This is a genomic window from Streptomyces sp. R302 (genome assembly GCF_012927245.1).
GTDB lineage: Bacteria > Actinomycetota > Actinomycetes > Streptomycetales > Streptomycetaceae > Streptomyces.
This window is the reverse complement of the sequence record NZ_JABBGE010000001.1, coordinates 299,526-319,489: the sequence shown is the minus strand read 5'-3', so window position 1 is coordinate 319,489 and position 19,964 is coordinate 299,526. Positions and strand designations below refer to the sequence as shown.

The following is a 19,964-nucleotide window of genomic DNA, read 5'->3' as shown; positions in this document are numbered from 1 at the left end:
CCACGTGCCCGACGCCCGTGCCACGGCCCCCCGTACGAGGTGAGGCGGATGAACCCCATCGACCTGGACCACCTCCTGACCGTGCTCGGCGCCGCCGCGTGGGGCACGGACGAGTAGTCCCGTGCCCGCGTTGCCGGCGCCCTCGCGCTCACGGTGTACGACGGCCACACCCGCGACCAGGGCACGCCCTACCTGGAACACCCGCTCGCCATCATCACGCTCTTCGCGACTGAGATTAGGGTCAGCCAGGTCGAGACCCTTCTCGTCGCCCTCCTTCACGACGCCCTGGAGGTGGTCCCCGAGTCGGAGGCGCTACTCGTCCAGCATCTCGGCGGCCGGTTCGCCGACCGCCTGCGTGGGATGACGGCCGACCACCGCCTGGAACAGCGCCCCAAGGGTGCCGGCGACGCAACCCGCTGGCGTTTCAAGCAGGCCGCGCTCCCGCCCGAGGAGCTCCTCGTCCGGCTCGCCGACCGCCTCCACAACCTGCGCGATCTCGCGGCCTCGCTCGACGTCGACAGGCGCCGGTGGTTCCTCCAGAGCCTGCGGGACTTCTACCTCCCGCTCGCCGATGCCGCCCGCGGCCTCAGCCCCCATCTGGCGGCCATGCACGCGCTGCTCCACGCCGAGTACGTCCGCCACCAACAGGAGGTACGTCCGTGAAGCGGATCGTCTACTCGATGGAGCCGGTCGGTCGGACCGGCGGCCGGGTCTACCTACGGATGCTCCACGAGGCGACGGCCGACGACGTGGAATGGCGCACGGTCCCGGACCACAAGCGCACCTACCACGTCCGCCGCTGGCGCAAGCTCCGCCACCTCGCCCGCCTGGCCCCGACCGTCCGGGCTCTCGACGGCACCACCGGCACCTTCGTGTGGGACGACCTGAGCCTGCTGCTCTTCAAGCCCGAGATGCGGGCCCGCACGGTGTTCCTCCTGCCACCACTACGAGCCCCTGCAGCACGACTCCGCCCCGGTCGAGGCCATGCTCTGGGAGCGCCTGTTCCGCGTGCTGCCCCAGTGCGCCGCCGTGGTCTGCGTCGCCCCGTACTGGGCCGACTTCCTCCGGGCCCGAGGCGTGGACAACGTACGGGTGATCTACAACGCCTTCGACATGACGGGGGTCGAGCGGGCCCGCGCCTTCGACCGGACCGAGTGCCGCGCAGAGTTCGGTCTGTCGCCGGACGTGATCGGCGTGCACGCGGGCAAGGCCGTGCACTGAAAGGGAACCGAGGAGGTCTCGGCGGGCCCTGGCCGGCGCGCCCGGGCTACGGGTGGTCACCAGCGGCAGCAACACCATCGGCTTCGACGGTGCCCACTACGACGTCGACCGTGAGCAGTATCTGCGGCTGCTGTGCGCGTGCGACGTCGGCGTCTTCCTCCCTCAGCTGCGGGAGGGCTGGAGCCGCTGCGCGGCCGAGGCGCTGCTGCTCGGCCTGCCCTGCCTGGTCCGCCCGGTGGCCGGGCTGGGCGACCTCGCCGCGCTGACCGGCCACCCGGCCCCGGACCTCGGCCGCCTGTCGGCGCAGGTCCGGGAACGCGCGGCGGTGCGCCAGACCGAGGCCAAGGCCGCGTACGAGGCCCTGGCTCGGTTCGATCTGAACGACTTCGGCAACGCCTGGGCGACCTTCTCGCGAAGGTCGCCTGACCTACGGCTACGCCTGCGCGGCAGCCAGCTTCTTGGCCGCCGCGTCCAGACGGGCCAGCACGCGGTCCCGGCCGAGCAGCTCCATGGACTCGAACAGCGGGAGTCCGATCGTGCGACCGGTGACCGCGACCCGGACGGGCGCCTGGGCCTTGCCCAGCTTCAGCCCATGCTTCTCACCGACGGCGAGCAGAACGGCCTTCAGGCCGTCCGCCTTCCACTCCGCGACGGTGGCCAGCTCGGCACGGGCGTCGGACAGGATGTCGCCGGCGCCCGCCTTCATCGCCTTGTTCCACGACGCCTCGTCCTCGACCGGCTCGTCGAGGAACAGGAAGTCCACGTAGCTGGTGATCTCCGACAGCAGGGCCAGTCGGGTCTGGGCCAGCGGGGCCGCCACCTCGAAGAGGTCCTTGTCGAACGCCTCCGGTGCCCACGGCGCGTACGGGGCGACGAGCCACGGCGCGCAGGCGTTGGCGAACTGCTCCGGCGAGAGAGCGCGGATGTAGTCGCCGTTGAACGCCGTCAGCTTCTTCACGTCGAAGAAGGCCGGCGCGGTGTTGACATCCTCGATCCGGAAGAGCCGCTCCAGCGACTCGTACGGCATGATCTCCCGGTCGTCGCCGGGACCCCAGCCCAGGAGCATGAGGTAGTTCACCATCGCCTCGGGCAGGAAGCCCTCGGCGAGGTAGTCCTCCAGCGCGACCTTGTCGCGGCGCTTGGACAGCTTCTGCCGCTTCTCGTTCACGATCACCGGCAGGTGCGCCCACACCGGCGGCTTGGCACCGAGCGCCTCCCACAGCAGCTGCTGCTTCGGCGTGTTCGACAGGTGCTCCTCGCCGCGGATGACCTGCGTGATGCCCTCGTCCAGGTCGTCGACGACGTTGGCGATCAGGAAGACCGGGGACCCGTCACCGCGAGCGATCACGAAGTCCTCGATCGCGCTGTTCGGGAACGCCGGCTCCCCGCGGATCAGGTCGACCACGACGGTCTCGCCCTCGTCCGGCGTCCGGAACCGCAGCGCCCGGCCCTCCTCGAAGGCCAGCCCCCGCTCCCGGCAGAACCCGTCGTACCCGAGGTGATCCGACCCCGTGCGCTCCTTCAGCTGCTCCCGGGTGCAGTCGCAGTAGTACGCCCGGCCGGCCGCGAAGAGCTGCTGAGCCGCTTTCCGGTGCCGGTCGGCGTTGTGCGACTGGAAGTACGGCCCCTCGAAAGCCGCGTCCTCGCCATGAATGCCGATCGCCGCGAGCGCGTTGATGATCCCGTCGATCCACTCCGGCTGGTTCCGGGCCGCGTCGGTGTCCTCGATCCGCAGGACGAACGTGCCGCCGGACTGTCGCGCCACCGCCCAGTTGTAGAGAGCGGACCGTGCACCACCGACATGGAACATGCCGGTCGGGGACGGGGCGAAACGAACGCGAACCGGGGCAGTAGACATGCGCTCCAGGGTACCGACGCAGGGCGGCCGCCCCGGACCACTCCGCCTACCCCCGCACCATCGTCTTTCCGGCCGTCCTCGCCTTCTACTCGTACGCCTCCTTCCACCGCTCCCGGTGCCGCCGGCGGCCTCCTTGCCCCAGGCCGTTCACCGCACCGAGCGACAGCAGCGAGGCCCCCTTTTCCACAGCCTGAGATAATCACGGTGGACGGAGATTCGTTCTCCGTGGCGAACCTCTCAGCTCAGAAACCCATCCTCCTCCTCTGATCGACCCGCCGGTTTCACGCCTCTTTCGCGTGGATTGACACCCAGTCGGCGCGGCTGACTCTCGAGATCCGCCATTGGAAGGCCGCCCCCGCATCTCGCGGATCCCCAGATCCAAGCCATGCTCTGTCGAGTTCTCCACTCTGTGCTGTCGAAACCGTCACGCATCTTCATGGGGGAATTACTCGTGAGCGATGCGCTCGATGTTGTGCAGCTGGCTACGGGCGCGTCAGGCTGTCAAACGCTTCTTCGGTCTCGGTGGTGAGGAGAACGTGGAAGAGGAGCTCCGTCTGGTCGACGCCGCGCGGGCACGTCTGCTGGAGAGCCCGGAGGTCGAGCGGGACTCCGTGACGCAGCCGCTGCAGCAGCAGCTGCTGATCCAGCTGGCCGCGTTTCTGCAGAAGCACCCGGAGGCGGCGCCGGAGCTCCAGGCCCTGGTGAACCGGTCGGAGGAGTCCGGCGCCGGGGCGGGGACCCGGGTGACCGTGCACCACACCAAGGGCAGCCAGGTGCTCATCGCCGGCCACGACGTCAAGGCCGGCAATTTCACCTACCGGGCCCCCGAAGGACGAGAAGTGAGCGACCAGAGCACGCCCGACCCCGTACCACCGCTGGCACCACCAGCTCCTGCGGGCGCTGCAGAGCCTGCGGAGCACACGGGTATGAGCGTCGACGTGCACAGCGTCGACCGGTCGCAGATCATCATCGCGGGCCGTGATGTGAATCTGACCGGGACACCGCCGCTGCCCGTGGACGACATCCCCGAGGCCGAGCTCGATGTAGTGCGCCGCGCATGGGTGAGCATGGGACTCGGGGAAGGAGCCGTGACGACTGCAGCTGATGCCGTCAGCCTTCTCGCCTCGGACGGACCCGCGCTCGCGGTGATCGCCGGGCCGTCCGGTTACGGCAAGCGAACCGCTGGGATCCGGGCGCTGTGGGAGGTGTCCCAGGCCGAGCGGACCGGCGGCGGAGCGCCGCTGGCGCTCGCGGAGATCCGTCCTGACGGGGACAAGCCCGAAGCCCCGGACATCTCCTCGCTGCCGAAACAGCCCGGCACCGGCTACCTGTTGGACGCCGCCGCGGAGATCAATGGCTGGGAGAAGCCGACCAGGTCGCCGGGGCACTGGTGACCCACGCGGAGACGCTGCGCCGCGTCGGCTCGTACCTGGTCGTCATCGCCGATGAGCACGGATGGCCGGAGGAGCTGTCCGGGACCCTGGGCCGAGTCGTGGTCCGGGCAAAAGTCCGGCCCTCCGCCCACCGGGTTGCTGTGAAGCACCTCGAATACCTGTACCGGAAGCCGGAGCGGATCCGCTGGCTCAACACCGCGGTCAGCACCACTGGTTCAGGCTTGGTCGGCGGGGCCTCACATCTGCTCACCGAAGAGTCCACTCCCTCCGACGCCGCCCGGCTGGCGACCACGCTCGCCCGGACCGAGGACTCGGCCGACGTCGTCCCTTGTACGCGTCCGGCGGACGGAGCGCCTCGGCGATCGGGTACGGGAACGGGCTCGCGCTGACGTGCGTCAGGTACTGCTCGGCGGTGCGGACGGCGGCGACGGAGCGGGCAGGCACGCCCGCCCTCAACGTCTCGGTATATACACCTGGCTCACCCACCGAGGGGTCTGGACCACTTACCTAGGACAGCAGTCTTCATCACCGCTGCCTCGACAACTTCGTGAGCGGGTCTCCATAGGCCGCGGAGGTTCAGGCGAATCTTGTTTGAGAAGGGTTGGCCGCCGCTGCTGAATCCACGCCAAGTACCGTCCTCTCTGCGACCCCTTGGCCTCATGATGTTGATAAGTCGGTATGCCTCAAGGGCCTGCATGGCGTCATACACGTCGCGCGACAGCCCGAAAAGGCCGGCCCGCTCCTTCCATGAAATGGATCGATACTCCTCTTCGGAGGCCATCTGGAGGCACATCAAGAAAGCAGCGATCTCACTCTTCGTCAGCGCATGCACCCACCCCCTCGTGAAGAACTGAAAGGGAATGTTCAGAGTGTCTTCGTCGCCACGGGGGACGCGATACTCGACTGCGCCCGCCGATGAGCTACTGGCATCCTCCGACAGGAGCCGGAACCCTTCGTACCTATTCACCGACCTGAGCTTTCCCAGGTCGACAACATGATTCCGGGCCAGTAGACCGAGAGCCGATCGGAACTGGCGGAGTTTATTTCGCGTATAGGCCGATGCCTGGGCGGAACTCCCGCTGGATTTGGCAGAAACAGTCACGAGGTCCAACCAATTCACCGAATCAGGAGTGCGCCTACCGAGGGGAATCTGGTTGTCCCACGCCCGACCCGGGCGGGATTGACAGTGTGCGACAAATAGTGCAGTCAAATGAAACTGAAGCGCCACTCCTTGCGACACAATAAGGCGCGCCATGGGGGGAATTATGTGGGACGCAGGGCGCTTGCGTTCGTCTGCTTCGGGTCCGAATCCGAGCTGCGCAGGGACGGGAATCGGGGCCCAAAGGTCAACGTCCGGAATCTTAGGATTGCGAACATAAAGGGTTCGAATGCGAATCTCGTCGGGTGCGTGGCCGTTGGACCACAGCCTCTTCGTCGCAGCGAGAACCTCTGGGAGCCCCCGCTCCCGGACGAGGACTCTGAGCGTCTCGGCGCGCTTCCTGGCCCTCTGCTGATTCTGCGTCGTCCCCGTCAAAGTCGCCCCCTATCGCAGACGATGACGTCTTGGTCCGACCCATGTCGCTCCGCGCGGGCGCACGCGCGCGGATAGGTCGGACCAAGGCGTCATCGCTCTCCATGCCTGTCCTCCGATGGGCCGCTCAGAATGGTTCCCAGCGAGCACCGCCCGGTGCTCGGAGGCGAGGACGGCAGCGCCGCCAAGCATCCACCGCCCTCGCGCCCAACCACAGCGTTCTGGAGGAACACTGATGCCCACCCAGCCTACGCAACTCAGCGCTGACGCCGCAGCGTTCATCGGCGTTCTCGCGGTCGGTGTAGTGCTCATCATGAGTCGGTCGGTCGACGCCGAGGGGATGTCGGTTCTCGCATCGGCTCTCGGCGGCTTGTACGCCGTCTGGACTGGCCGTTCATCCCGCAACCGCAAGTAGGTCAGAGGGGGCCGGTCGGGGCGCGGCCTCGCTGTCGGAACCCCTGGACGACTGCCCGAAGGGCCCGTTCGGTGAGCGACGCGTGAGCGGATGCGCCGGCCTTGCCGAGGGGACGCGCCACCATGACGTGGTCTTTCTGGGTTCCGTTGATTGGAGGTTCGAGTCCCACAGGGCTTCGTGTCCGAGGGTCTTGCGTGAAGGTCTCGGGACAGATCGGCGTCGAAGGCACCGTCGTCGCCCATCGTCGAGCTCCGTTGCGGCCCCTTGCCCGTTGCGCGCTTGATCGCGCACCGCTCAAGTTGCCTGCTTTCGCCAGCGCGGTGACGGCCAGTGTCATGGGAGCAGCGAGCTGGTTGCGCTGAAAGGCGGTCAGGGTGTGCTCCGCAAGCGGAGCACACCCTCGTCCGTGCGCGCCCTCGTCCCGTGCGCGCACTCAAGACGCCACGCTTCGGTCAGGCGACCACGCTCGCCGTTACGTCGGACCTGGGTTCCTCCCGTAACTACCCAGGGTCGAGGGCGCAAAGTGCCGTCGGGCGCGCGTGATCGAAAACTGTTGTTCCTCCTATGGGGCGCAGTGGGCGGAAGCACTGAGGCACGCCCACCGGGAGCCGGACATGACGCTCGACAGGGATGTCGCCGGACTCGCACGCCGTATCCGACGCGAGTCCGGGGACGCCATCCCCTTCCGACAGGCACGGTTGACCGCCGCGCACGAGCTGGGCGGGCTGCCCGTCCACACCATGGCGCCCGCGGAGCGGATCCGGCTCCGCGTCCAGTACACCGGCGAGAGCAAAGCCGCCGCCCGATCAGCGATCAGCGATCAGCGATCAGCAGCGACACTCACGGACTGGGCCTGGATCACTGCTCGGACGACCAGCGCGCTTTCCGGGCTCTACTGGCGCTCGCGCTTTTCAACGGCAAGGTGTACACCGGTCCGACGGCGAGGTGGAACTACTCGGTTGTCGCCTCGTACGACCCGGTGATGTCGCCCCGCAGGGATCAGTTGGTGATGGTGGCGGAGCGCGCCCCGGAGAACGTGGCCACCCGGCTGCTGGCCACCGAGGGGGCCGGCTCACGCGGCGTCCCCCGGACTACGGCACGAGGCCACCTACACGTGTCATGGGCGGCGCTCCGTTTGTCTGCGCCATCTGCCCACCGGTGCACTGCTGACCATCACCGGTGACCCCGCCGGGTGCCGGCGCGGCAACAGGCGCAGTCACGTGCCCCGGCGCCCCTATCTCACGTTGGACAACGATCCCACCGCGCACGAGCGCCGCGCACTGGCAGCGGTCCCCCCGATCTCGGGGGAAGCGACCACTCTGCTGGCAGGTCTGGTTTCCCGTTACAACCTGGTTGACCGGCGTGGCCACTGGGCGACCAGTCTGTCCTGGGACCCTCTGGAGCGCCCCGGAGTCGAACGCCGGAAGGAACCGGAAGTGGTCCGGCACGGTACCGTACGTCGGCTCTGGGGGGGGCGAGGACTCATGGGAGTTCCGCTGGACTGGAGTCCTCCGCTTCGTGTTGCCGAAGGATTCTCGCCATCGTCTGGAGTTGTGGAAGGCCGTCCTCGAACACCGACGTCAGCGATGGCAGGTGACGGAGCGCCGCCGCAAGATGGGCAGGTTCGGCTCGACGGGCCAACCGGATCTTGCTGCTGAAGCGGAGCGAGGCGGCGGTCACCGATCAGCTCAGCGAGGGCGATTACGGAACTGAGGGCCGGGAACGAGGCTGACGCCGCGGCCCTGTCGCACGAGCTATGTGCCGGTCTGCAGACAGCGCGCACCCTTAGCGACCAGCCTGGCACTTCTGCCACCCCGCCGTGGGGTCGGCTGAGGTTCACAAAACAGCAGACCGCCCGGTGTCGATCACGACCGGACCTCGTTCGGGACGAAGTGGTCGTGGGTTCCCGTGCCACCCCGACAGCGAAGCGCCAGGCCAGGGAGTCGCACTGGCCCTCAGGCCCAAGCCGTCGCGTCGTACACGCCGTCGCAGTGGGAGTCGATGGCACCAGGGACGCGCAGGGCCTCCAGACTCTCCGGCGCGTCGGGGTTGAGGAGCGCGATGAGCTTGGTGGAGGCCCACCAACCCACGGGGCGGCTTTCCCCGGACTCGGAGTCGGTCGTACCGACGTCGATGCCGATCGTGCCCCGCTCGGGCAACGCGAGGTAGAGGCGGACCACCCCTCGGTCCCGCGTGTCGAAGCCGACAAGGCGGTAGAGGTCCGGGGCGACGGTGGCAGCGGGGTCGTGCCAGTACGGGTCGCCGACGAGGTCGGCCACCACGTAGTCCAGGGCGTCGTCCGAGGTGACCTCCACGTCGACGGGAAGGACAGCGGCCGCCGTCAGCGTGTCGAGGTCCAGTACGCCCGCCTCGGTGCTGTCGGTCGCCCAGCGGGCCGCGTCGCGCAGCGCTCCCACGTACCACCAGGAGCCGAGCGACGCCGGCGCGGCTCCTGGGCGGTGGGGCAGTTCGATCAGTACGGTCCTGGGCGTGTCGTCTTCCAGCCGGACGCGGATGAGACCGGAGGAAGGCAGGAAGGCGCGAAGGCGCCAGGCTGTGCCGGGGATCGGCGCGGCGATGAACCGACGCAGCGCCAGCAGAACCGCTTCCGCGTCGCGCTCCATGGCCTCGTGTCCCCTTCCGGGCAGGCGGCGTGGACGCCGCGTGGATCAGAGCTGGTTGACCCAGTCCGGGCAGAGGGTCTGCCCACGGCAGAACGCGGTGACCGTACCGATGGGGCGACCGTCCGGCGTGTCCTGACCATGGGGCCCCCGTTCACCGCGCTCGGCGGCGCTGGTGATGGTCATCCGCACGGTTCCCCCGCTTGTGATGACGCCGTCGTACTCGGCACGGCTTCCTCGGACACGGTCGGCCTTGCCGTTGTACGGCGCGTTGATCGCCTTCTGCGTGCACATGTTGTGCTTCGAGCAGGTGTGCTTGAGGCCGAAGTCGTTGGTCCCCCTGCGCGTGGGGATGTCGTAGCGGTCCCAGTCCAAGGCCGACCAGTAGATGTGGTGCCACGGGATGCTGGGGTCTGCCTCGGACGGCAGGGCAGTAGTCGGGGTGCTGTCCGGCGGAAGCGGGACCTGCTCCGCGAGCGCCTGCTCGGTGCCGTAACGCGCCACGTACTCGTCGTTGGACATGACCTCGGCGTCGGCCGGAGTCTGCCCTCCATCGGCACGGGCCTGGACCGCCTGCACGCCGGTCCCCGCGCCGAGAAGGGCGATCGCAGCGGCGGCAGGAAGCACTACGAGCGATACGCTCGTCAAGCGCATGGGGGCGCCCTCTCGTCGATGATGTGCCGAGCTACTGCAAGAGACAACCAGGTGGGAGCCCTTCCATCCGGCAACCTCCACGGGAGTCGACCCGGATGGGGTAGCTACTGACGGGCACCCTGAAGGCGGTCGAGGCCGGGGCCGCGCCGCCTTCCTCGCGATCCCCGCCATCGGGCGTTCGTCGTCCAGGAGTCCTGGGTCTCATTCGACCCGGCCTTTGGGCGTCGAGCCGGTGGCGAGGACGGCGGCGGCGCCCGCCGAGGTCGCCAGCATCAGGAACAGGGGCGGGTAGCCGCCGAAGGTCGGTGCGAGGGCGGCCGCCGCGAAGGGGGCCAGGGCGGAGGCGGTCATGGCCGGGGCGCCGAGGAGGCCGGAGAGGCGGCCGTAGTGGCGGGCGCCCCAGCGGTCGGTGACGGCGGTGGCCTGGAGGAGGGTGAGGTTGCCCCGGACCATGCCGGCGGCGACCGAGACGGCGATCAGCAGGCCGTACGGGCCGGGTGTGACGGCCAGGGCGGCGGTGGTCAGGCTGCCGAGGGCGATGAGGACGACCGTGCGCGTGGTCGTGCCGGTGCGGCGGGCCAGTGAGGCGTAAAGGGTGCGGCCGAGGGTCTGGCCGGCGCCGCCGAGGCCGAGGACCCAGGCGGCCTGGGCGGTGGTGTAGCCGCGTTCGACGAGGAGCGGGACGAGGGTGACGACCGCCGCGTACGTCGCGAACGCGGAGAGGGTGAGGGCGAGTCCGAGGAGGAGGAAGGGGCGGCTGCGGATGATCGCGCGGGGGGTGTGGCCGGTGGCGGTCGGTGCGGGTGGGGCCGGTGGCCAGGGGGCGCGGAGGGCGAGGGCGTGGGCCGGGATCGTGAGGGCCGCCAGGATCGTGGCGAGGACGAGGTAGGCCGTCCGCCAGGTGAAGTGGTCCGCGAGGACGGCCGCGAGCGGGGCGAAGACGGTGGAGGCCAGGCCTCCGGCGAGGGTGACGATCGTGAGGGCGCGGACGTGGTCGGGGGCGTACCAGCGGGTGAGTGCGGCGAACGCGGGCTGGTAGAAGGTGGCGGACATGGAGAGTCCGGCCAGGACCCAACCGGCGGAGAACACGGCCGGGTTCGGGGCGAGGGCGATCACGACCAGGGCCACGGCTCCGGTCACCGAGCCCGCCGTCATGATCGTGCGGGGGCCGTGCCGGTCGATGATCCGGCCGACCCTGATGCCCGCGATGCCCGAGACGACCAGGGCGAGCGAGAACGCCGCCATGGTCGTCGTGGCGGACCAGCCGGTCGCCGCCGTGATCTGCGGGTTCAGGACCGGGAAGGCGTAGTAGACGATCCCCCAGCCGGTGATCTGGGTGACGCAGAGAGCGGGCAGGACGGCACCGGGCCGGGACCGGTCCTCGGGGGCGGTCCCGGCCTCGCGCGCGCCGGCGTCGGTGTCGGCTTCGGCGTCAGCGGCGGCGGTTTCGGCTTCGGCTTCGGCTTCGGTGTCGGCTTCGGCTTCGGCTTCGGTGTCGGTCACGAGCCGCAGCAGCCGCCGGTGGACTGCTCGGTGACGAGGGGCAGCGCGGACGGGGCACCGAGCTGGACGAGCTGGGGCGCCGGCGGTGCGCAGCAGCCGCCGCCGGCATCGCTGGATGCGGCTTCGGGGGCGTCGTACAGGCCCGAGCCGCCGCAGACCCCGGTCTCGGGGAGGGTGAGTTCGACGCGGTCGGCGGAGTCGAGGTCGCCGGCGAGGGCGGCGGCGACGGAGCGGACCTGCTCGTAGCCGGTGAGGGCGAGGAAGGTCGGGGCGCGGCCGTAGGACTTCATGCCGACCAGGTACACGCCCTGTTCGGGGTGGGAGAGCTCGCGGTGGCCGTGGGGGTAGACGGTGCCGCAGGAGTGCTGGTTGGGGTCGATGAGCGGGGCGAGGGCGGTGGGGGCCTGGAGGCGGTCGTCGAGGCCGAGGCGGAGTTCGCCGAGGAAGGAGTGGTCGGGGCGGAGGCCGGTGAGGACGATCAGCTCGTCGACCGGGTCGAGGCGGCGGCCGTCCTCCGCGATCAGGATCAGGCGGGCGTCGCCGTCGCGCTCGATCGCCTGCGTACGGAAACCGGTGACCGCGTCGGCGTGGCCTTCGTCGACGGCGGCCTTGGCGGCGAGGCCCAGGGCGCCGCGGGCGGGGAGCTGGTCGGCGCTGCCGCCGCCGAAGGTGGCGCCGGACAGGCCCCGGCGGAGGATCCAGAGCGCCTTCGTGCCCTCCTCGTCGCGGGCGAGGGAGGCGAGGGAGGCGAGCGCGGTGAAGGCGGAGGCGCCGGAGCCGATGACGGCGGTGCGCCTGCCCGCGTACCGGGCGCGGACGGCGGGGTCGTCGAGGTCGGGCACGCGGTACGCGATCCGGTCGGCGGCCGCGCGTTCGCCGAGCGCCGGGAGTCCGTCGGCGCCGGCGGGGCTCGGGACCGCCCAGGTGCCGGAGGCGTCGACGACGGCGCGGGCGGGGATCCGCTCCTCGCGTCCGTCGGCGTACGTGACGTACACGGTGAACGGCTGGGCGTCGCGGTCCGCGTCGACGATCCGGTCGCGCCCGGCGCGGGAGACGCCGGTGACGCGGGCGCCGGTGCGGACTCGGTCGCCGAGGGCGTCGGCGAGGGGCTGGAGGTAGCCGTCCGCCCAGTCGCCGCCGGTGGGGTAGGTCTTCGCGTCGGGCTTGGTCCAGCCGGTGGGGGCGAGGAGCTTCTCGGCGGCGGGGTCGGTGAGCTCGCCCCAGGTGGAGAACAGCCGGACGTGCGACCACTCGCGTACCGCCGCGGCTGCCGTGGGTCCGGCCTCCAGGACCAGCGGCACGATGCCGCGCTCGACGAGGTGGGCGGCGGCGGCCAGGCCGGTGGGACCGGCTCCGATGACCACGACGGGCAGCTGCTCAGTGGCGGCGTTCATGACGGGGGTCCCCTTATGTTTCGACGTCCGTCGATCTCTTGCGCTCCCAGCATGCACGGGATATCGATGGACGTCAACATAGATGTCTGTCGAATTGAGTGATGGTCGCGGACCGCGCCTATACGGCCACCCCTCGGTACGCCCGGCCGAGGAGGGTTTCCGGGCTCGATACCGCGCCCCGGACCCGTTCGCGGGGCAGCGGGTCGTGGTGGTCGGCGCGGGGAATTCGGCGGTGCAGGTAGCGGGTGAGCCTGGTGAGCCGGGCGCCTCGTGCGTCGGCTGCCTCAGCGGCCGCTCGGGCGGGGCCCGCGCTTCTGGCTCACGGTCACCGGCGCGAATGCGGACGCGGCGCCGCTCGGTCGCATCCAGCGGCGTCCGGCGACGATGGCGGTCGTCGGCGACGGCCGCCGCTACCGGGCCGGTCGCCCTCGCCGCCGGCCGGCCGGACCGGCGGCCCACGTTCGCCGGTCTCGACGGCTCGACCGTGACGTGGGCCGACGGCACGCGGGAAGAGGTGGACACGATTCGTCCTGGACACCGGCTACCTGCCCGGCACCGGCACCGGGACAGCGCTTCGCTCGCCCGGCCCGCCTGGCCCCAGGTGGGGCTGGAGTGGCAGCGCGGCCGGGCGCGCCGCCCGACGCCCGACGCCCGACCCTGGCCCTAGCCCTGCCCCTGCGCCTGCGCCTGCGCCTGCGCCTGCGCCGACAGCGAGCCCCTGGGCACTTGTTTAGACGTGTGTCAACATAGGCGTATGTCGAACGTGAAGGCGCTCCCGCTGCTCCAGCCCGCCGTCGAGCCGTGCTGCCCGCCGCTCACGGAACGCCCGCTGACGGCCGAGGAGGCGGAGCGGACCGCGCTCATGTTCAAGGCTCTGGGCGATCCGGTGCGGCTGCGGCTGTTCTCCTCCGTGGCCTCACACGAGGGCGGCGAGGCGTGCGTCTGCGACATCTCCGACGTGGGTGTTTCCCAGCCCACCGTCTCCCACCACCTGAAGAAGCTGAAGGAGGCCGGGCTGCTCACCTCCGAGCGGCGCGGGACCTGGGTGTACTACCGGGTGGAGCCGGGCGTCCTCGCGGCGATGGGGCAGTTGCTGAGCCCTACGGCGGCCACGGCCTGAGTGAAGCCCACTCCCTTGTCAGTGGCCGGTCGCATGACGGCGGTATGGCCGTCGATGTCGACTCGACCATGCACCCGTGGGCACGGGAAGGGGCCCGAGCCCTCTGGCAGAGCGGTCACTTCCGGCGGGCGGTCACCGCGGCCGCGCGCAAGGTGAACGCCGAGACCCGGAACAAGCCGGGACGGCGGGATGCCGGCGAGACGGCTCTCTTCGTGAACACCTTCTCCAGGGACGCCCCCAAGCCCGGGCAGCCAGCCCCGCCTTCGCCTGATGCCGGACGACGGCAGCGAGACCTTCAAGAGCATCCATCACGCCGGATGGACTCCGCCGTCGTCGGACGGTGTGCGCGAAAGGGGCGTCGGCCGGTGCGGCCGACGCCCGTTCACGGTCGCGGGCGGGGTGGCTCCGGCCGTCAGGACAGCCCGTTCACGAACCGCGCCAGGCGTTCGAGCGCCTCGTCGAGTTGCTCGGGTGGGACCGTGTACGAGATGCGGACGTGGTCCGGGGCGGCGAAGTCGGCGCCGGGGACGACCGCCACCTGGGCTTCGGCCAGGAGGAGTTCGGCGAAGTCGGCGGCCGAGGTGATGGTGCGGCCGGCGCGGGTCTTCCCGTACAGGCCGGAGACGTCGGCGAGGAGGAAGAAGGCGCCTTCGGGGTTGCCGTCGACCCGCAGGCCGGGGATGTCGGCGATCGCCTTGACGGTCGCGAGGCGGCGGGTGTCGAGCGCGGAGCGGCGGCGCTCCAGTTCGGCGCCGAGGTCGGCGGTCAGCGCGCCGAGGGCGGCCCGCTGGGCGATGGAGGACGGCGCGGAGGCGGTGTGGCTCTGCAGGGCCGTGACGGTGGAGGCCAGTTCGGCCGGGGCGGCGAGCCAGCCGATGCGCCAGCCGGTCATGGCGAAGGTCTTGGAGACGCCGCCGATCGTGACGGTGCGGGCGGCGATCCCGGCGCCCAGCGCCGCCACGGAGGCGAAGCGCGCGTCACCGAAGACCCAGTGGTCGCAGATCTCGTCGCTGATGACGACGAGGTCGCGCTCGACGGCCACTTCGGCCAGGGCGGCCAGTTCGTGGCGGCTATAGACGACGCCGGACGGGTTGGCGGGGCTGTTGAGGAGCAGGATCCTCGTGCGGTCGGTGATCGCCTCCCGTACCTGCTCGGGTGTGACCTTCAGGCCGGCGCCGGGAGCGGGGCGGACGGGGACCAGGGTTCCGCCGGCCAGGGCGATGAGGTGGGGGTAGCTGACCCAGTACGGGGCGGGGACGAGCACCTCGTCGCCCGGGTCGAGCAGGGCCGTGAAGGCGTGGTGCAGGGCCTGCTTGGCGCCCGCCGTCACGACGACCTGTGCGGCCTCGTACGTCGTGCCGTGGCGGTTGAGGTGTGCGGATATCGCCGTACGCAGGGCGGGGACGCCGGCCGCCGGGGTGTAGCGGGTGAAGTCCTCGGCGATGGCCTGCTCCGCCGCGTGGGCGGCGGGTCCGACGGTCGGGAACGCCGGTTCGCCGCTGGTCAGGTTGACGACGTCGACGCCCTCGGCGACGAGGGCCTTGGCCTGGGCGTCGAGCGCGGCGGTGGCCGAGGGCGGGACGGCGGCGGCGCGCGCGGCGGGGCGGAGCGGGTTCACGGGGTTCCTCACGGGTCAGAGGCGGACGGCGAAGTGGGTGAGCGCGGCTTCGTGGCCCCGGCGGAGGGCCGCGGCGCGGGCACCGCGGTCGACGATCTCCACGCAGCCGTCGCAGAACCGCACGTCGGCGGCGCGCGCGGACCGTCGGGTGCTGCGGAGCCGGCGGAGCGAGGCGAGGAGGGACGGCATGACACGACCTCGATTCATAGATGCTTATCTATGAGAAGAGTGTGGCGCGATCCATAGACGACTGTCAATGGGTTGGTCGAGGGCGGCCCGGAAGGCGGGCAACCCTGGACGCGGCGCGCCGCCATCGGCCACATTGGGCCGCATGATCGAGCCCTTGACCACCGAACCCCCGTCCGGATCCTGCTGCTCCGCCCCCATGACGCCGGATCAGGCGGAGGAGCTGTCGGCCGCGTTCAAGGCACTGGCGGACCCGGTGCGCCTGCGGATCGCCAGCATCGTGGCCTGCTGCCCGGCGGGCGAGGTCTGCATGGGCGAGATCGCCGCCGAGTTCGACCTGACCGGCCCGACCATCAGCCACCACCTGCGCAAGCTGCGCGAGGCCGGCATCCTCGCCTCGGAACGGCGCGCGAACGAGGTCTACTACTTCGTCCGCCCGGACCGGATCGAGCACCTGATCGGCCCGCTCGCGGGGATGCGGAGCGCAGCCTGCTCGCCTTCGCGCTGCTGAACACACGCGGAAACGGCTGCGGCCCGCCCCCGAAGCCAGGGGGGCGGGCCGTTGCCGTCTTACGTGGTGCTGGTGCTGGTGCTGATGCTGATGCTGGTGATCGTGGTGCGGTTCGCGGTGCCGGGCGTCGGCCCGTGGGGACTCAGAGCCAGATCGGGGCCGAGTAGCCCAGGACGATCGCGCCGGTGAAGAGGATGCCGACGACCAGGGTGACGACGCGCCAGCGGGCGATGAGCAGCATGCCGCTGATGGCGCCGATGCTGGTGCCCGCGCCGGTCACGAGGAAGGCGAGCGCGGCGCCGGGGCCCATCCCGCCCTGCATCAGGGTGGCGACGAGCGGGAGCGAGCCGTCGGAGTTCAGGTAGACCGGGACGCCGATGAGGGCGGCGATCGGGACGGAGAAGATGTTGCCGTCGCCGAGGAACTCGGTGAGGAAGCTGGTCGGGATCGAGTTGATGAGCAGGAAGCCGAGGGTCGCGAAGCCCAGGAAGTAGAGGGCGAGACGCTTGGCGTTGACCTTCAGCTCCTCGCCGAACTCCTTCAGCTTCAGACGCTCCGCGACACCGGCCGGGGCGGGCGCGGGGGCCGGCTCCGGGGCGACGGGGCGGGTGAGCAGGGCCGTACGGGCGAGACCACCGCCACCGGCGAGACCACCGCCACTGACGAGACCACCACCACCGGCGGGAACACCGCCGCCGGCCGAGACGCCGCCACCGCCGAAGCCCTCGGTCTCGCCCTCGTCGCCGCAGCAGCTCTCGGACGCCTTCTCCTCCGCCTGGTTGGCACTGAGGCGCGCCTGGCCCGCCAGCCAGCCGGTCTTCTCGATGAGCCAGGTGACGAAACCGGCGAAGACGCCGAGGATCATCGCGGCCACGAAGAAGGTGGTCGCGAAGTCGAAGCCGAAGAGGCCGGTGGAGTACACGTACTCCTCGGGGCTGGTCAGCGGCGAGGACACCATGAAGGTGACGACCGGGGCCCACGGCACGCTGGCGGCGAGCGCCCCGAGGACCACCGCGGTCGTGCCGCAGGAACAGAACGGGGTGAGGGTCGCCAGGACGATCGCACCGAGCACCGCGACCGCGGTCTTGCGGCGCATCCAGGCCGACAGGCGCTCCGCCCCGATGTAGACGGGGATGGCCGAGGCCAGGACCACGCTGATGAGCAGGAACGGCCAGTTGGCGGCGAGGGAGTGGCCGACGTCCTGGGCGGTGCGCCACAGGACGTCGAGGACGGTGTCGATCACGGGGGGCTCCAGCAATTCATAGACGGCTGTCGATGGGTCAGACTCTGCCGGAACCCATAGATGACTGTCAATGGATCGCGGGAACAATTCATAGATGGCCATCGTTGAATCCGGTATGCCCACGTCGATCTCGGAGCTGTGCTGCTCCCCCGTGCTCGCCGGCCCGCTCACCCCCGAGGCCGCCGACGACCTCGCGACCGCCCTGAAGGTCGTCGCGGACGCCACCCGCCTGCGCCTGCTCGGCCTGATCCGCTCCCAGCCCACCGGCGAGGCGTGCACCTGCGACCTCACCGAACCCCTGGGCCTCACCCAGCCGACCGTCACCCACCACCTGCGGGTGCTGTACGAGGCCGGGTTCCTGGAGCGCGAGAAGCGCGGGCGCCAGACCTACTACCGGATCGCCCCGGAGAGCATGAGCGTGCTCTGCCAGGCGCTGGACCCGTCGCCCCAGCTCCTCACGGCGAGCTGACCAGGCACGACAACTCCCTCTCACCAAGGGCCGGTTCACCCCCGCGTCACGCGCGGAGGACCGGCCCTTCGGCGTCTCCAGGCAGGTGGATGCCGGACGCGTTTCCTGCCACCTGCGGTCCCTTCCACACCCTGGGTGAGCTCGGACAGACTCATGAACACCGGAAGGGCGACAAGCCCCCGGGACACCGGGAACGGCCGCCGAGGCCGCCGGCCGCCGAAAAGCCACCGCCATCGCCCAGGGGAGAGCCATGTCTGCTTCGCGTACCTCGATGCGTCTTGCCACCGCCGCGCTCGTCGCCGTGATCGGACTCGGTGCCACCTCGACCCTGGGCGCGACCGCCCTCCCCGCCCTCGCCGGGGCCGGCTGGGACACCGCACCCACCACGCCCACCGACTCCACGGACGGTGCCGGCTGGGACGTGGCCCCCGTCGTCCTCGCCTCCTCCCTCGACGGCGCGGGCTGGGACGTGGCTCCCGCGACGACCGAGGGCTCGACCGACGGCTCGACCGACGGCTCGACCGACGGCGCCGGCTGGGACGTGGCCCCCGCGACGGCCGGCTCCACGGACGGTGCCGGCTGGGACTCGGCCCCCACCGACCCCTCCACCGACGGCGCCGGCTGGGACTGACCAGCCCCCTGCCCTTCCCGCCGGGCACCCCACCCCGCACCCCGCGCACCGCCGACCCCACGAGGAGAGCACCCATGAGCACCACCTGCTGCAGCACCACCGCCGAGGAGCCCGCCCCGGTCCTCCCGGTCGTCGAGACCGCCTCCACCGGCTGCTGCGACGCCCCGGCCTCCGAGCCCGAGCCCGCCGAGGCGTCCGGCTGCTGCGGCCCCGCCGAGCCCGAGCCCGTCGCGGCGTCCGGCTGCTGCGGACCGCAGGAGGAGCAGGCCGACCCCGCCCAGGTGCGGACCGGACTCTCCCTGGACGACGCGGTCGCGGCCCTCGGCGGCGGCATCCCGCAGGCCACCGACCCCACCCCGTACACGCAGACGGACTGGCTGCGGGCGACCGAGGAGAGCCTGAAGGGCGCCAAGCCCTGGCACACCGTCGCCGACCGCGGCGAGGGCGACATCGCCTTCCTCCCCGGGTACGCCTTCGACGTCGACCCGATCGTGGACGCCGACCCCCGTACGCTCCTGGGCTGGCAGCCGAAGGACGGCACCGCCGCGTGCTGCTCGGCCACCACCTCCTGCTGCGAGTCCGCCACCGACACCGTCGAGGCCCTCGGCGCCGACGCGTTCTTCCCGGCCCTGCTGCTCGGCTCGCCGCTCGGCTACCGCTCCGAGGCGAACGCCTCCGTCGAGGACCCGCTGCTCGTCGCCGACCTCGTCGACCGCATCGTCCCGGCCGCGATCGAGGCCGGGTTCCGCTCGATCACCGCACCCTGGCTGCACGACAGCGCGTACAGCGACACCCTCGCCCTGGCGCTCCAGGCGTACGGCGGCGACCTCGCCTTCCACGGCGAGAACAACCTGCTCGACCTCCAGCACGACAGCTACGACGCCTACCTGGCCTCGCTGCCCGCCAGGAAGCGGCGCCGCGTGAAGGAGGACCGCGACCGCGCGGACAACTCCGGCACCCGCATCGAGCGCAAGGACCGCGAGGAGCTGCGCCCGCTGATCGGCCGGATCACCGAGCTCGTCACGCACAACCGCCAGAAGTACGAGGGCGGCGAGGACGAGGTCCACATCGGCGCCCTGCTGACGGCGCTGGTCGAGGGCGGCGCCGACATCCGCGCGTACCTGGTCCACAAGGGCGACGCGGTGGTCGCCGCCTCGGTGACGGTCAGGCAGGGGAAGCGGCTGTTCGTGAAGTGGGCGGGCTTCGACTACGAGGCGCTGGGCGAGCGCAGCGGCGTCTACTTCGAGATCGCGCTCGACCGCCCGCTGCGCGACGCCTACGCCGAGGGGATCACCGCGATCGAGGCGGGCCCGGGCGCGGACGAGGCGAAGCGGCTGCGCGGCTTCCGCCCGGGGCGGATCCGCTCCGTGGTCCTGGTCGCCGACGCCGCGCTCCGCCCGAAGGTCGCCGAGCTGCACGCCGCCTACGGCCGGGCCCGCCGCGAGACGCTCGGCTCGACCGCCGAGGAAGCGGCGCCGACCACGGCGATCGGCCGTCTGAGGGCGAAGCTGCTCGGCAGCACGGCCTACGAGCCGATCAAGCCCCTGCAGCCCGAGGGCGGCTGCTGCGGCTGAGCCGCGGACCGGGCCCTCTCC

At 71.1% G+C, this 19,964-nt stretch carries 18 protein-coding genes; 9 read left to right on the top strand and 9 right to left on the bottom strand.

Annotation, left to right across the window (positions count from 1 at the left end; translation table 11 throughout):
• The first annotated feature begins 153 nt into the window (after positions 1 to 153).
• Positions 154 to 663 carry an HD domain-containing protein gene (locus HHL19_RS01435; protein WP_346768222.1) on the top strand — a complete coding sequence of 170 codons (510 nt, stop codon included), beginning with the start codon at positions 154 to 156 and terminating at the stop codon, positions 661 to 663.
• A 291-nt stretch (positions 664 to 954) separates the two neighbouring features.
• Complete coding sequence (locus tag HHL19_RS36960) at positions 955 to 1,221, top strand: glycosyltransferase (RefSeq protein WP_346768260.1); 267 nt, start codon at positions 955 to 957, stop codon at positions 1,219 to 1,221.
• 433 nt (positions 1,222 to 1,654) lie between these two features.
• Here HHL19_RS36960 and gltX read toward each other — a convergent pair whose 3' ends face one another.
• A complete protein-coding gene (gene gltX / locus HHL19_RS01425) occupies positions 1,655 to 3,031 on the bottom strand; it encodes a glutamate--tRNA ligase (RefSeq protein ID WP_240981406.1) in 1,377 nt (458 codons plus the stop codon).
• Between the two features lie 506 nt (positions 3,032 to 3,537).
• Here gltX and HHL19_RS01420 point away from each other — a divergent pair.
• Positions 3,538 to 4,473 (top strand): hypothetical protein, encoded by a 936-nt coding sequence (locus tag HHL19_RS01420; protein WP_169084705.1) that lies wholly within the window; start codon positions 3,538 to 3,540, stop codon positions 4,471 to 4,473.
• Entirely contained in the window at positions 4,470 to 4,862 is a 393-nt protein-coding gene (locus HHL19_RS01415; RefSeq protein ID WP_169084233.1) for a hypothetical protein, read from the top strand. The genes HHL19_RS01420 and HHL19_RS01415 overlap by 4 nt, the downstream gene beginning before the upstream one ends.
• An 89-nt stretch (positions 4,863 to 4,951) precedes the next feature.
• Here HHL19_RS01415 and HHL19_RS01410 read toward each other — a convergent pair whose 3' ends face one another.
• The 5 genes from HHL19_RS01410 to HHL19_RS36725 form a co-directional block, all read right to left on the bottom strand.
• A complete protein-coding gene (locus HHL19_RS01410) occupies positions 4,952 to 5,584 on the bottom strand; it encodes a hypothetical protein (protein ID WP_169084703.1) in 633 nt (210 codons plus the stop codon).
• A gap of 2,790 nt (positions 5,585 to 8,374) precedes the next feature.
• Entirely contained in the window at positions 8,375 to 9,043 is a 669-nt protein-coding gene (locus HHL19_RS01405) for a hypothetical protein (protein ID WP_169084701.1), read from the bottom strand.
• Positions 9,044 to 9,088: 45 nt separating this feature from the next.
• Positions 9,089 to 9,694: a hypothetical protein gene (locus tag HHL19_RS01400; protein WP_169084699.1), complete on the bottom strand. Its 606-nt coding sequence runs from the start codon at positions 9,692 to 9,694 to the stop codon at positions 9,089 to 9,091.
• A 201-nt stretch (positions 9,695 to 9,895) separates the two neighbouring features.
• Positions 9,896 to 11,050 (bottom strand): MFS transporter, encoded by a 1,155-nt coding sequence (locus HHL19_RS01395; RefSeq protein WP_240981405.1) that lies wholly within the window; start codon positions 11,048 to 11,050, stop codon positions 9,896 to 9,898.
• A gap of 143 nt (positions 11,051 to 11,193) precedes the next feature.
• Entirely contained in the window at positions 11,194 to 12,591 is a 1,398-nt protein-coding gene (locus tag HHL19_RS36725; protein ID WP_206324469.1) for an NAD(P)-binding domain-containing protein, read from the bottom strand.
• A gap of 754 nt (positions 12,592 to 13,345) precedes the next feature.
• Here HHL19_RS36725 and HHL19_RS01385 point away from each other — a divergent pair.
• A complete protein-coding gene (locus tag HHL19_RS01385) occupies positions 13,346 to 13,711 on the top strand; it encodes a metalloregulator ArsR/SmtB family transcription factor (RefSeq protein WP_169084693.1) in 366 nt (121 codons plus the stop codon).
• Positions 13,712 to 14,123: 412 nt separating this feature from the next.
• Here HHL19_RS01385 and HHL19_RS01375 read toward each other — a convergent pair whose 3' ends face one another.
• Both HHL19_RS01375 and HHL19_RS01370 read right to left on the bottom strand, forming a co-directional pair.
• A complete protein-coding gene (locus HHL19_RS01375; protein WP_169084691.1) occupies positions 14,124 to 15,329 on the bottom strand; it encodes a pyridoxal phosphate-dependent aminotransferase in 1,206 nt (401 codons plus the stop codon).
• A gap of 15 nt (positions 15,330 to 15,344) precedes the next feature.
• A complete protein-coding gene (locus tag HHL19_RS01370) occupies positions 15,345 to 15,518 on the bottom strand; it encodes a hypothetical protein (RefSeq protein WP_169084689.1) in 174 nt (57 codons plus the stop codon).
• Between the two features lie 142 nt (positions 15,519 to 15,660).
• Here HHL19_RS01370 and HHL19_RS01365 point away from each other — a divergent pair, with 142 nt between their 5' ends.
• Entirely contained in the window at positions 15,661 to 16,026 is a 366-nt protein-coding gene (locus tag HHL19_RS01365; RefSeq protein WP_169084686.1) for a metalloregulator ArsR/SmtB family transcription factor, read from the top strand.
• 142 nt (positions 16,027 to 16,168) lie between these two features.
• On the opposite strand, the gene HHL19_RS01360 is transcribed toward HHL19_RS01365, so the two are convergent.
• Positions 16,169 to 17,269 carry a permease gene (locus tag HHL19_RS01360; protein ID WP_206324468.1) on the bottom strand — a complete coding sequence of 367 codons (1,101 nt, stop codon included), beginning with the start codon at positions 17,267 to 17,269 and terminating at the stop codon, positions 16,169 to 16,171.
• A gap of 94 nt (positions 17,270 to 17,363) precedes the next feature.
• On the opposite strand from HHL19_RS01360, the gene HHL19_RS01355 reads away from it, so the two are divergent.
• From HHL19_RS01355 to HHL19_RS01345, 3 genes are all read left to right on the top strand, one after another.
• On the top strand, positions 17,364 to 17,738 hold the full coding sequence (locus HHL19_RS01355; protein WP_206324467.1) for a metalloregulator ArsR/SmtB family transcription factor: 375 nt from the start codon (positions 17,364 to 17,366) through the stop codon (positions 17,736 to 17,738).
• A gap of 250 nt (positions 17,739 to 17,988) precedes the next feature.
• Complete coding sequence (locus HHL19_RS01350; protein ID WP_169084683.1) at positions 17,989 to 18,369, top strand: hypothetical protein; 381 nt, start codon at positions 17,989 to 17,991, stop codon at positions 18,367 to 18,369.
• 74 nt (positions 18,370 to 18,443) lie between these two features.
• A complete protein-coding gene (locus HHL19_RS01345; protein WP_169084681.1) occupies positions 18,444 to 19,943 on the top strand; it encodes a GNAT family N-acetyltransferase in 1,500 nt (499 codons plus the stop codon).
• Positions 19,944 to 19,964 lie beyond the last annotated feature (21 nt).

Bases quoted from the DNA above. Each gene is read 5' to 3' on its own strand.
- HHL19_RS01400 (WP_169084699.1), bottom strand. From the start codon at position 9,694: ATGCGCTTGACGAGCGTATCGCTCGTAGTGCTTCCTGCCGCCGCTGCG.
- HHL19_RS01350 (WP_169084683.1), top strand. From the start codon at position 17,989: ATGTCTGCTTCGCGTACCTCGATGCGTCTTGCCACCGCCGCGCTCGTC.
- HHL19_RS01420 (WP_169084705.1), top strand. From the start codon at position 3,538: ATGCGCTCGATGTTGTGCAGCTGGCTACGGGCGCGTCAGGCTGTCAAA.
- HHL19_RS01345 (WP_169084681.1), top strand. From the start codon at position 18,444: ATGAGCACCACCTGCTGCAGCACCACCGCCGAGGAGCCCGCCCCGGTC.
- HHL19_RS01385 (WP_169084693.1), top strand. From the start codon at position 13,346: ATGTCGAACGTGAAGGCGCTCCCGCTGCTCCAGCCCGCCGTCGAGCCG.
- HHL19_RS01405 (WP_169084701.1), bottom strand. From the start codon at position 9,043: ATGGAGCGCGACGCGGAAGCGGTTCTGCTGGCGCTGCGTCGGTTCATC.
- HHL19_RS01355 (WP_206324467.1), top strand. From the start codon at position 17,364: ATGGCCATCGTTGAATCCGGTATGCCCACGTCGATCTCGGAGCTGTGC.
- HHL19_RS01370 (WP_169084689.1), bottom strand. From the start codon at position 15,518: ATGCCGTCCCTCCTCGCCTCGCTCCGCCGGCTCCGCAGCACCCGACGG.
- HHL19_RS36725 (WP_206324469.1), bottom strand. From the start codon at position 12,591: ATGAACGCCGCCACTGAGCAGCTGCCCGTCGTGGTCATCGGAGCCGGT.
- HHL19_RS01365 (WP_169084686.1), top strand. From the start codon at position 15,661: ATGATCGAGCCCTTGACCACCGAACCCCCGTCCGGATCCTGCTGCTCC.
- gltX (WP_240981406.1), bottom strand. From the start codon at position 3,031: ATGTTCCATGTCGGTGGTGCACGGTCCGCTCTCTACAACTGGGCGGTG.